Source organism: Arthrobacter sp. H41, assembly GCF_000520535.1.
Lineage (GTDB): Bacteria > Actinomycetota > Actinomycetes > Actinomycetales > Micrococcaceae > Arthrobacter_D.
Genome location: NZ_KI914783.1, coordinates 24,801 through 35,974 on the forward strand (window position 1 = coordinate 24,801; position 11,174 = coordinate 35,974).

Sequence of the window (11,174 nt, forward strand, 5' to 3'; positions counted from 1 at the left end):
CGGAGCAGGTGCCAGCAGCCAGCTCGGCTCCCTGGCGAGCCGGCAGCTCAAGCACCTGGTGGATACGCTGGGGGAGACGGCGAACATGGCGGTGCTGGATGCCGACATGGTGGTCTACGTCGCCCAGGTGCCATCTCCCCATTCCATGCGCATGTTCACCGAGGTGGGCCGGCGTGCCCACTCCCACGACACCGGGGTGGGGAAGGCGATGCTGTCCCAGTTGAGCGATGCAGCCGTCCGGCGGATCGTTGCGAAGGCGGGAATGCCACCGCATACGGAGAAGAGCATCCGGACCGTCGAGGAGTTGCTCGAGGACCTGGATGTCATCCGCGAGCGGGGCTATTCGATCGACGAGGAGGAGCAGGAGCTCGGTGTGCGGTGTTTCGCCATCGCGATTCCCGATGCGCCGACGCCGACGGCGATCTCGGTCTCGGGACCGGTGTCGCGGGTCGACGATGCCTTCGCCGCGAGGGCGGTTCCGGTGCTGCGCGAGGCCGCGCTGACCATCTCCAAGGACTTCGAGCTTCCCGACTGACGAGCCGGAACGACGACGCCGGGTGCCTGACCGGCGTCGTCGTCCGCTGTTGTCGCCTTCGGCGTCGGATCAGGCAGCTAACGCACCAGGTCCTGATACTCCTCGTGCTCCCGAATGAAGGCCGCCACGAAGGAGCACTCCGGGCTCACGGTGAGGTCCTTCCTGCGGACGTCGTCGAGGGCCGCCCGGACGAGGGCGCTGCCGACGCCCTGGCCTTCGATGTCCTGATCCACCCCGGTGTGGGTGAACACCACGCAGCCCGGAGTCTGGCGGTACGCCGCGAACCCGACCGCTTCGCCGGCACGGCGCGCCACATACCGGTTCTCCTCCGGGTCGTCGGCGACCGTCAGGTCCTGATTGCTGCTCATACGGGTCTCCCTCGAGGTTTCCTGGACTCAGATGGCCGAGGCGGCCAACTGCTGCACAATGTACTCCGCCTGCCGGATGGCCAGCGCCACGATGGTGAGCGTGGGGTTCGCTGCACCTCCCGTGGTGAACTGCGACCCGTCCGACACGAACAGGTTCCTCACATCGTGTGCCTGGCCGAACCCGTTGACCACGCCGTCCTCGGGGCGCTCGCTCATGCGCGCGGTCCCCAGGTTGTGTGTCGAGGGATACGGAGGAGTGTGGTGCGAGGACAGTGCGCCCACCGCTTCGTACAGCAGGGACGCCTGCTGGTAGCCGTGGCTGCGCATCGCGGTGTCGTTCGCGTGGTCGTCGAAGTGCACATTCGGTACTGGCAGCCCGAGGCGGTCCGTCACGCTCGTGTTCAGCGTGATGCGGTTGGTCTCCTGCGGCATGTCCTCACCCACGATCCACAGGCCCGCCGTGTTCTCATAGTCGTCGAGCAGTGACGCGAAGCCGGGCCCCCAGGCGCCGGGATCGACGAAGCTCGCGAGGAACGCGGGCCCCAGCGCGACGGTTTCGAGGTAGTACCCACCGGAGAAGCCGCGGTCGACGTCGTGCCGTGACTCATCGGCCACCAGCCCCGCCATCGTTTCCCCGCGGTACATGTGCACTGGCCGATCGAACTTCGCGTAGACCGAGCCGGTGGTGTGCCGCATATAGTTGCGGCCGAGCTGCCCGGACGAGTTCGCAAGGCCGTCCGGGAACAGCGGTGAACCCGAGAGCAGCAGCAGCCGCGCCGTCTCGATGGAGTTCCCGGCGACGGCGACGACGCGGGCTTTCTGCCGCTGCAGGTTTCCGTCGGCGTCCACGTACAGCACGCCGTCCGCGCGGCCCTCGGGCGTATGGGTGATCTGGACTGCCTGGCTGTCCGGCCGCAGGTCCAGCTTGCCCGTGCGCAGCGCCTTGGGGATCTCCGAGACGAGGGTCGACCACTTGGACTTGTTCTTGTCGCCCTGGAAGTTGAAGCCGTCCTGGATGGACGCGGGCCGCCCGTCATAGGGCTCGGCGTTGGTGCCATAGGGGCCCGTTGCGTAGTGGCGGTAGCCGATGCGGTCCGCCCCCGCAGCGAGCACCTTGTAGTTGTTGTTCGCGGGCATCGCCCGCCTGCCATGGCGGTGGGTGGTGCCGATCTTCGTCTCGGCTTTTTCGTAGTACGGCTCGAGGTCCGCCAGGGATATCGGCCAGTCGAGCAGGTTCGCGCCGTCGATGCGCCCATAGGTGGTGCGGGTCTTGAATTCGTGCGCCTTGAACCGCGGTGTCGCGCCCGCCCAGTGGGTCGTGGTGCCGCCGACGGCCTTCACGATCCAGGCCGGCAGGTTCGGGAAGTCGCGTGCCACACGCCAACTGCCCGACGTCGTGCGTGGATCGAGCCAGGCCATCTGGTTGAAGGCTTCCCACTCGTTGTTGACGTAGTCCTCGTTCCGGATGTGCCCGCCGGCCTCGAGGAGTACCACCTTCACGCCTTTGGTGGTCAGTTCGTGGGCCAGCGTTCCGCCGCCGGCGCCCGAGCCGACGATGACGACGACGTCGGCGTCGTCCTTGTCGAAATGGGCCGACGCCGGTTCGGCTGCCGCGCCGTTCAGCTCTGCAATCATGGTGTGGTGCCTTCCTGTACGGTGTCGGAGCCCCTCAAGAGGTCGGGAAACTGTTCCTCGCGCTCGATGCCGCCGGTCTCGCCGGCACCTTCTGCGCGCGCGGGGGCGTGCTGTGCGATGTCGTAGCCCAGCGGGCCGATTTCGGCCAACGCCTCGTCGCTTTCCTCGACACGCTGCTCGGGGAGCCAGTCGAGATCGTCGAAGCCCCGGTGCAGGTAGCCGCCCTGGTCGAACGATTCGCCCTCGTAGCCGAAGTACTTCCACACCTCAGGGTCGTCATAGAAGTTCAGTACCGTGGTGCGGCGGATGAAGCCGAAGAACTCGAGGTCGCTGATGCGCTTGAGCACCGCAAGCGCGCGCTCGTCGGAGAGATCGAGGAACTTCTCCTCGGTAAGGGTGTTCAGGGTGAGCAGGCCCTGCGTCAGCGCCACGCGGAACCACGTGGACTCCTGCGCCTCAGCAACGATCTTGTCGGCCATGCGCTCGTACGGGCCGTCAGGAATTGTCGGGTGCGGGAAGGCGACACGGATGATCCGCGCGAGCGTGCGCCGTGCCTCCTCCGTCAGCTGCAGCTCGTTGAGGGCCGAATATTTCGCGGGAAACGCCATTGTTTTTGCCCCTTGGGTTGTTCGATCGGTTGCCGTTATCGATTGAGGTTCGGAACCAGGATGCCGCGGCCCACAAGTCGGCCCGCGTCGAGGTCGTGCATCGCCTGGACCGCGTCCTCGAGGTCGTAGGTCCGGGTGGAAAGGGTGACTTTGCCCTGTGCGGTGAGGGTCATGAGTTCCGTGAGCTCGGTGTAGGTGCCCACGAGGTTGCCGACCACGTTGATCTCCCGGGAGATGATCTCGATGGTGTCGATGTTCACCGAGCCGCCGTAACCGATCGAGTAGTAGCTGCCGCGGTTCCGCAGGGCCGCGATGCCGAGCGGCTCGGTGCCGTGCTCTCCCACGAAATCGAAGACCACCTGCGCTCCGCCTCCGGTGATATCGAGCAGTTCTCCTGCGGTTCCGCTCGGGTCGGCGGAGTTGACTGTGTGGTCCGCACCGAGGGTGCGGGCGAGTTCAAGGGCGTCCGCTGAACGGTCGACGACGGTCACCTCCGCCGCGGTGAGCGCCTTGAGCGACTGCACGCCGATGTGTCCAAGACCGCCGCTGCCGATCACGACGGCGTGGCTCCCCGGCGGCAGCAGGGGCACGGCTTTGCGAACCGCGTGGTAGGCGGTGAGACCGGCGTCGGCCAGTGCTGCCACCTCGGCGGGCTGCAGGCGCGGATCGAGCTTCACCACCGAGCGGGCGTTGGTGCGCAGATACTCCGCCATGCCGCCGTCGACGTTCAGGCCGGGGAAACTGGCGTTCGCGCAGTGCGAATCCTGCCCTTCGCGGCATGCAGGGCAGAGCCCGCACGTCACGAGGGGGTGCAGAATCACGGTGTCGCCCACGGAGACGTTGGAGACGGCGGACCCGATCTCGGAAACCCAGCCGGCGTTCTCGTGGCCGAGGATGTAGGGGAGCGTCGGGTGCTGGATCGGGTCCCACTGGCCCTCGATGACGTGGAGGTCGGTGCGACACAACCCCGCTGCGCCGATCTTCACGAGAACGTCCCATGGACTGATGACACGCGGCTCCGGGACGTCGTCGATCGACGGATCTTCGCGGTACCGGTGAACACGGACAGCCTTCATGATCCTCCTGCGCGTCGACGGGGTGCTGGTTAGAGTCTGTCTGGGGTTACGGCAGAAGGGAAGGGGGCGTCCATTCCGATGATTTCTGCAGGGTGCGGCGCAGCTCTTGACGTATCCGCGCACAATCAGTTGACTCAGCGGTACGCCGATCCTCGAGGAGACCACTATGCGCAGAGTCACCGCCGGGCTTTTCTCCTCCATCGATGGGGTGGTGGAGTCCCCGCACCTCTGGCAGTTCGACAGCTTCGATGATGAGCTCGGCGCCGGGTTGGATGCGATGATCGGTCGCACCGTCACCGTGATACTCGGCCGTGTGAGTTACCAGGAGTGGTCGGGCTACTGGCCGAAGGCCCAGTCCGATGACGAATTCGGCACCTTCATCAATCCGGTCGAGAAGTTCGTGGCCTCCCGTTCCCTGACGGACAGCCTTGAGTGGGAGAACTCGCGTCGGATCGAGGGGGACCTGGTGGATTTCGTCACCGGACTGAAGGCCACTGACGGGAAGGACATCAGCGTGTGCGGGAGCATCTCCGTGGTGCGGCAACTGCTGTTCGCCGGCCTGCTGGATTCGCTCACGCTGATGATGCACCCGGTGATCGCCGGGTCGGGGCGGCGCCTCTTCGAAACCGGCGATCCGATGACGCGGCTGACGCTGCAGGACAGCACCATCACCAGCAAGGGCAATGCGATCCTGGTCTACGGAGCGCACGGGCGGTGAGGTGGCACTCTTCCGGCAGGCCCTTCCCTCATGGCGACTGACCACGACGTCCGGAGGATCTGCCTCGCGCTGTTCGGCGTGAGCGAACGCCTCAGCTGGAACCAGCCCGCGTGGTTCGCGGGAACGCTGGTGGCAAGGATATGGGAGGACGGCGTCGTCACCGTGAAGACCGGTGAACGGGACGCCCTGCTCGGAATCGATCCCGGAACGTACTACATCACGCCCCACCATGAGCGCTCACCGAACCTCGTGCTGGTTCGCCTCGCCCGGCTCCAGCCCGACGAGTTGGCCGAGCTGATCGACGAGTCCTACCGCATCGCGCAGGGGCGCGCGTAGATGCTCACCACCCGTTCACAGCAAGCAGGCCGGCGACCGGATGCGAGCTGTAGGGTCGAGCCATGATGCCTTCCCCCGCTGCCGCCACCCATTCCGACGTCGTCATCCTCGGCGGCGGCAACGCCGGGATATCGCTGGCAGCGCGGCTGCGGCGCTACGGCGTTCGGGACGTCGCCGTCGTCGAGCCCCGAGAGCACCACCTGTACCAGCCGCTCCTCTCGCATATCGCCGGCGGAACGGCTCCGGTGGACATGGCCACGCGGCCGCAGGGTGATGTGACGCCGAAGGGAGTTCGGTGGATCCGCGACGCCGCTACGGGAATCGACACCGACGCCAACACTGTGCTGCTTGCCTCGGGCGCCCGGGCCACCTATGGGCACCTCGTGGTGTGTCCCGGAATCCAGAAGGACTGGGATGCGGTGCCGGGACTCGTCGACGCGATGGCCTCGCCGTCCGGGGCGTCGAACTACGAGTTCGAGCTCGCCCCGAAGGCCTGGGACCTGCTGCGGAACCTGAGGAAGGGCACGGTGGTGTTCACCCAGCCCGCCGGCCCGGCGACCTGCGCCGGTGCGTCCCAGAAGCCGATGTACCTCGCCTGCGACTACTGGCGCGAACAGGGCGTCCTCGGGAACATCCGCGTGGTGCTGGTGGTGCCGACGCCCACCATCTTCGGTGTGCCGCTCGTCGACGCCGAACTGAACCGCAAGATTGCCGAGTACGGTATTGAGCTGCGCTCCAGCAGCGAGCTTGCCGGGGTCGACGCCGGTGCCCGCACCGCCGTCGTCCGCAGCAAACTCACCGGGGAAACGGAGAGTATCTCCTACGACGTGCTGCACGCCGTTCCGCCGCAATCGGCGCCGGACTGGCTGAAGGCCACGACCCTCCCCGCTCGCGGCGACGCCGGCGGATTCGTCGAGGTGGACCCGGAAACGCTCCGGCACACGCGCTACGGGAACGTGTGGTCCCTGGGCGATGCCGCGGGCACGAAGAACTCGAAGTCCGGCGCTGCGCTGCGCATGCAGACCGCCGTGCTGGCGCGGAACCTGGTGTCCGTGCGGAAGGGTAGGAAGCCGGGAAAGAAGTACAATTCCTACTCGGCGTGCCCCTTCACGGTGTCCCGCGGAACGGTGGTGTTCTCGGAGTTCGACGACCTCTACCGTCCCAAACCGACGATCCCCCTATGGAAGGGGCTGGCGAAGGAGCGGCGCCTCACCTGGTTCGCGGACCGCGTCCTCCTGCCACGGGTCTACTGGTACCTGATCCTGAAGGGGAGGGCCTGAGCAACTCTCAACTCACCAGCGAGGCGCCGGGGATCGCGCTGAGCAACTCACGCGTGTATCCGGACGACGGCGAGCGGAACACTGCGTCGGTGGCACCTTCCTCCATCACTTCGCCGCTCTTCATCACCACCACGTTGTGGGCGATCTGGCGGACCACCGCGAGGTCGTGCGTGATGAAGAGGTAGCTGAGGCCGAGGTTCGACTGAAGATCCGCCAGCAGGGTGAGGATCTGCTCCTGCACCAGGACGTCGAGCGCTGACACCGCCTCGTCGCAGATCAGCAGCTCCGGCTCCAGGGCGAGGGCGCGGGCGATCGCCACGCGCTGCCGTTGCCCGCCGGAGAGTTCGTTCGGACGGCGCTGGGCCACGGTTCGCGGCAGTGCCACCTGGTCGAGCAGTTCGGCCACGCGGTCCTGCCGGCTGCGGCGGTCGCCCACCTTGAAGATGCGCAGCGGCTCATCGATCAGCTTCTCGATGCTGTAGGTGGGGTCGAGGGATCCGTACGGGTCCTGGAAGACGGGCTGAACCCTGCGCCGCAGGGCGCGCCGCTGCTGCCCGCGGCTCGCGGTAATGCCCTCGCCATCAACCAGGGCAGTGCCCGACGTCGCCGACTCCAGCCCGAGGATGATCCTCGCGACCGTCGTCTTTCCCGAACCCGACTCGCCGACGATCGCCGTCGTGGTTCCTCGTTCCACCGAGAAGGAGACGTCATCGACCGCGCGCAGGATGCTCCCGCGCTGGCCGCGGATCTTGAACTCCTTGACGAGGTGCGAGACTTCGAGGATGGGACCTGTCTTCACCGTGGAACTGCCCGCGGCTACCCGGACTGCCGCCACCGCCGTCGGGGCCGCCGCGACGAGTCGCTTGGTATAGTCCTCCTGCGGATTGAGCAGGATCTCCGCGGGTGTTCCCACCTCCACGATCCGGCCCTCCGACATGACGATGATGCGGTCGGTGCGGTCCGCTGCGACCCCGAGGTCGTGGGTGATGAACAGCAGGGACGTTCCGTGCGCGTCCACGAGGGTCTGCAGGTGGTTGAGGATCTGCCGCTGGACCGTCACGTCGAGCGCCGAGGTCGGCTCATCGGCGATCAGCAGTTCCGGTTGGCGCGAGAGTGCGATCGCGATGAGCACGCGCTGGCGCATGCCGCCGGAGAATTCGTGCGGGTACTGCTTGGCCCGGCGCTTCGCCTCCGGAATGCCGGCCTCGGTCATGAGCTCCACGACGCGCTTCTCGACGTCGGCGCCGTTCCGGTGCCCGCTCGCCGCGAGCGCATCGGCGATCTGCGCACCGACGCGCATCGATGGGTTGAGGTTGGACGCCGGATCCTGCGGCACCAGGCCGATCCGCCGTCCGCGGACACTGCGCATGTGTTGCTCGGAAGCGGTGGCGAGATCATCGTTGCCGAGCAGGATCGACCCGCCCGTGATGTGCCCGTCACCCGGCAGCAACCGGAGGATCGAGCCGATGATGGTCGATTTGCCGGAGCCGGACTGGCCCACGATGGCAACCCGCTCACCCGGGCGGATGTCGAAACTCACGTCATGCAGAACGGGTTCGGCGTTGTCTCCGAAGGTCACTTCGAGCCCGCGCACAGACAGCAGGGGAGCCGGCGCGTCGGCGGTTGGAAGAGTCACTGAATCACTTTCGGCTGGAGTTCGTGGGATCGAGGGCATCGCGCAGTGCATCACCGAAGAGGTTGAACCCGAGGCAGATGAGCACGATCGCCAGTCCCGGGAAGATGGCCGCGGTGGGCGCCCGTGAGATGTACTGCTGGGCATCCGAGAGCATGATCCCGAGGCTCGGAGTCGGAGGCTGGATGCCGAGCCCGAGGAAGGAGAGCAGTGCCTCGCCGATCACCGCGACCGGCATGATCACCGTGGCCTGCACGATGATCGCGGACACCGCGTTGGGGAGGATGTGGGAGAAGATGATGCGGACGCCGGAGGCGTCCATGGTCTTCGCGCCGAGCACGAAGTCCGTCTCCTTGATCCGCAGCGTCTCGCCGCGCACCACGCGGATCATCGTGGGGATCTGGGCGATCCCCAGCGCGATGGCTGCGTTGGTGAGGCTCGGGCCGCTGATGGCGGAGAGGCCGACGGCGATGATGAGGAACGGGAACGCGAGCGTCACGTCGGTGAGGCGCGAGATGACGCCGTCGAGCCCCCGCCAGTAGCCCGCGAGGAGCCCCAACGGGGTGCCGACGACGACGGCGAGCACCACCGACATGATTCCCACCTGCAATGACACCCGGATGCCGAACAGCATGCGCGAGAAAATGTCCCGCCCCAGATCGTCGGTGCCGAGGATGTACCCGACGGTGCCGGGCTGCTGGAACGGCGCGTCGAAGTGCACCTCCGCCGGCCCGTAGGGAGCGATCAGCGGCGCGAGGAGCCCGAGGACGACGACGATGGCGAGCATGATGCCGCCGGTGAGCCCGAGCGGGCTTTTCAGCAGTGAACGCCAGACGCGGCCACGAGCCGAACCGAGTCCGGGGTTGCGTACTTCCACGACGGTCATCAGCTTTTTCCTCCCACGCGGATCCGCGGATTAATGACCGAGTACAGGATGTCCACGGCGAGGTTGATCAGGATGTAGCCCACAGTGATGAGCAGCACCACGGCCTGGATGACGGGGTAGTCGCGGGTAAAGACGGCGTCGAGGGTGAGCTTGCCGAATCCGGGAAGGGCGAAGATCCGCTCGGTGACCACGGCCCCCGAAATGAGCCCGCCGAGCTGCAGCCCGATGATCGTGACCACCACGATCAGCGAGTTCCGCAGACCGTAGCGGACGAGGACGCGCTGCCGGCTCAGGCCCTTGGCCCGGGCCGTCCGCACGAAGTCCGTCTTCATGGTCTCGATCATCGAGGCCCGCGTCTGCCGCATGATGACCGCGGCCAGCGACGTGCCGAGGATGATCGCCGGCAGAGTGAGGTGATAGAACCCCTGAATGGGGTCCTGGGTGATCGGAACGTACCCCGACGCCGGGAACAGCCCGAACGCCACCGCGAGGTAGAGGATGGCGAGGATGCCGAGCCAGAAGTTCGGCACCGACAGCCCGATCAGCGCGAGCGCATTCGCCATCCACTCGGGCCAGCGGCCCCGGAACCTCTCGGCGATGATACCGAGCAGCACGCCCACGACGACGGCGACCACGATCGCGTACGCCGACAGCCACAGCGTGACGGGCAGCGTCGCGGCGACCAGGTCGGTGACCTGGGCGCCGGTCCGCGTGGACTGCCCGAAGTCGCCACGGAGCATGTTGCCCACGAACTTCAGGTACTGGGTGATGAGTGATTCGTTGAGGCCGAGCTGCTCGCGGATCGCTTCGACCCGCTCCGGTGTAGCTTCTTCCCCCGCCATCGCAAGCGCAGGGTCACCGGGGAGCTGGCGCACTCCGAGGAACACCACGATCGAGGCGAGGATGAGCGTGACGACTGACTGCCACAGGCGTGTGACGAGGTAGTTGAGCATGGTGGCTGCTTAGCCTGCTTCGACGAATGCCGCGTTGCTGAGGTGGACCACGCCGTCGGCGAAGGTCTCAACACCGGCGATGTCGGTCGAGTAGCCGGTGAGGCTGCGGACGCGGTAGAGGTAGATGATCGGGTTGTCCTCCTGGATCTGGGTGACGGCCTGACCGTACAGCTCGGAGCGTTCGTCGATCTCGTTCGACTGCGAGGCCTGGGTCAGCAGTTCATCGACCTCGGGCTTGCTGTAGCCGGAGTAGTTGGCGCCGCCTCCGGTGGAGAGGAAGTTGTACATGTTGCCGTGCGGGTCGACGCGGCCGGACCAGCCGAGCTGGAGTACCTCGTAGTCGCCGCGGTCCTGGACGTCGAGCAGAGTCGAGTATTCGACGGGCTGGATCTCGATCTCGAAGCCACCCTCGGTGACGGCGGCCTGCAGCGCCTGGGCGAACCGGATGGTGTCGGGGTTGTTGCTGACCTGCATCTGGATCTTGTAGGGCATCTCGACGCCCGCTTCCTCCAGCAGGGCCATGGCCGCCTCGGGATCGTACTCGGGGCATGCCTCGCTTGCCTCGGTGCTGAACGGGCTCGCCGGGGAGATCGGGGAGCATGCGGTCTCGTGATAGCCGCCAAAGACCGATTCCACGAGGGCCTCACGGTCGATCGACATGGACAGGGCCTTGCGGATGGTGGGATCGGTGCCGATGGGGGTGTCGATGACTCCCGGGGCCGCGCCGACGCCGTCGGTGTTGCCGACATTGACCGTGATCCCCTGGTAGCCGAGGGAACCTACCTGGAGGATACCGATGCCGTCCTCATTCATGAGTTCGCCGACATCCTGGGTGGAGATGGTGTCGGCCACCTGGACGTCGCCCGAGCGCAGGTTCGCCGCGCGGATGTTCGAGTCGGTGATGATGCGGTAGGTGATGGTGTCCAGGTGTACGTTCTCGGCGTCGTAGTAGAGCGGATCACGTTCCACGGTGATGGAGGTCTGGGGGATCCGTTCCGCAAACTTGAACGGGCCCACGCAGACGGGGCTGTCGCCGAAGGCTTCACCGTTCGCGGCCAGCGCCGCGGGCGAGAGGATCATGCCGGCACGGTCGGCCAGTGCCGCAGTCAGGGGTGCGAAGGGCTCGGCGTAGGTGACTTCCACGGT

The 11,174-nt window shown here is 66.6% G+C and carries 12 protein-coding genes; 4 read left to right on the top strand and 8 right to left on the bottom strand.

Features of this window, described 5'->3' with window-relative positions; translation table 11 throughout:
- Window positions 1-535 (top strand): IclR family transcriptional regulator (locus Y705_RS18055; RefSeq protein WP_049822387.1); only part of this gene is annotated, 535 nt, incomplete at its 5' end.
- Between the two features lie 77 nt (window positions 536-612).
- Here Y705_RS18055 and Y705_RS0106785 read toward each other — a convergent pair.
- Genes Y705_RS0106785 through Y705_RS0106800 form a run of 4 tightly spaced genes read right to left on the bottom strand, consistent with a single transcriptional unit; the run spans window position 613 to window position 4,222 of the window.
- The gene (locus tag Y705_RS0106785; RefSeq protein ID WP_026532306.1) at window positions 613-903 is read right to left on the bottom strand and encodes a GNAT family N-acetyltransferase; all 291 of its coding nucleotides are present in this window, start codon (window positions 901-903) and stop codon (window positions 613-615) included.
- Between the two features lie 27 nt (window positions 904-930).
- Window positions 931-2,538, bottom strand: a complete 1,608-nt coding sequence (locus Y705_RS0106790; protein WP_049822388.1) for a GMC family oxidoreductase — start codon at window positions 2,536-2,538, stop codon at window positions 931-933.
- Window positions 2,535-3,146 (bottom strand): hypothetical protein, encoded by a 612-nt coding sequence (locus Y705_RS0106795; protein WP_026532308.1) that lies wholly within the window; start codon window positions 3,144-3,146, stop codon window positions 2,535-2,537. The genes Y705_RS0106790 and Y705_RS0106795 overlap by 4 nt, the downstream gene beginning before the upstream one ends.
- Window positions 3,147-3,181: 35 nt before the next feature.
- A complete protein-coding gene (locus tag Y705_RS0106800) occupies window positions 3,182-4,222 on the bottom strand; it encodes an NAD(P)-dependent alcohol dehydrogenase (protein ID WP_026532309.1) in 1,041 nt (346 codons plus the stop codon).
- Window positions 4,223-4,388: 166 nt separating this feature from the next.
- On the opposite strand from Y705_RS0106800, the gene Y705_RS0106805 reads away from it, so the two are divergent.
- From Y705_RS0106805 to Y705_RS0106815, 3 genes are all read left to right on the top strand, one after another.
- Window positions 4,389-4,940, top strand: a complete 552-nt coding sequence (locus Y705_RS0106805; protein WP_026532310.1) for a dihydrofolate reductase family protein — start codon at window positions 4,389-4,391, stop codon at window positions 4,938-4,940.
- A gap of 30 nt (window positions 4,941-4,970) precedes the next feature.
- On the top strand, window positions 4,971-5,276 hold the full coding sequence (locus tag Y705_RS0106810; RefSeq protein ID WP_026532311.1) for an MmcQ/YjbR family DNA-binding protein: 306 nt from the start codon (window positions 4,971-4,973) through the stop codon (window positions 5,274-5,276).
- Window positions 5,277-5,341: 65 nt separating this feature from the next.
- Window positions 5,342-6,556 carry an NAD(P)/FAD-dependent oxidoreductase gene (locus Y705_RS0106815; protein WP_026532312.1) on the top strand — a complete coding sequence of 405 codons (1,215 nt, stop codon included), beginning with the start codon at window positions 5,342-5,344 and terminating at the stop codon, window positions 6,554-6,556.
- Between the two features lie 7 nt (window positions 6,557-6,563).
- On the opposite strand, the gene Y705_RS0106820 is transcribed toward Y705_RS0106815, so the two are convergent.
- The 4 genes from Y705_RS0106820 to Y705_RS18060 form a co-directional block, all read right to left on the bottom strand.
- Window positions 6,564-8,231 (bottom strand): dipeptide ABC transporter ATP-binding protein, encoded by a 1,668-nt coding sequence (locus Y705_RS0106820; RefSeq protein ID WP_081737860.1) that lies wholly within the window; start codon window positions 8,229-8,231, stop codon window positions 6,564-6,566.
- Window positions 8,197-9,075, bottom strand: coding sequence for an ABC transporter permease (locus tag Y705_RS0106825; protein WP_026532314.1), 879 nt, complete (start codon window positions 9,073-9,075; stop codon window positions 8,197-8,199). The genes Y705_RS0106820 and Y705_RS0106825 overlap by 35 nt, the downstream gene beginning before the upstream one ends.
- Window positions 9,075-10,028: an ABC transporter permease gene (locus Y705_RS0106830; protein ID WP_026532315.1), complete on the bottom strand. Its 954-nt coding sequence runs from the start codon at window positions 10,026-10,028 to the stop codon at window positions 9,075-9,077. Before Y705_RS0106830 ends, Y705_RS0106825 begins: the two co-directional genes overlap by 1 nt.
- 9 nt (window positions 10,029-10,037) lie before the next feature.
- The coding region (locus Y705_RS18060) for an ABC transporter substrate-binding protein (RefSeq protein ID WP_253908522.1) at window positions 10,038-11,174 on the bottom strand (1,137 nt) is incomplete at its 5' end.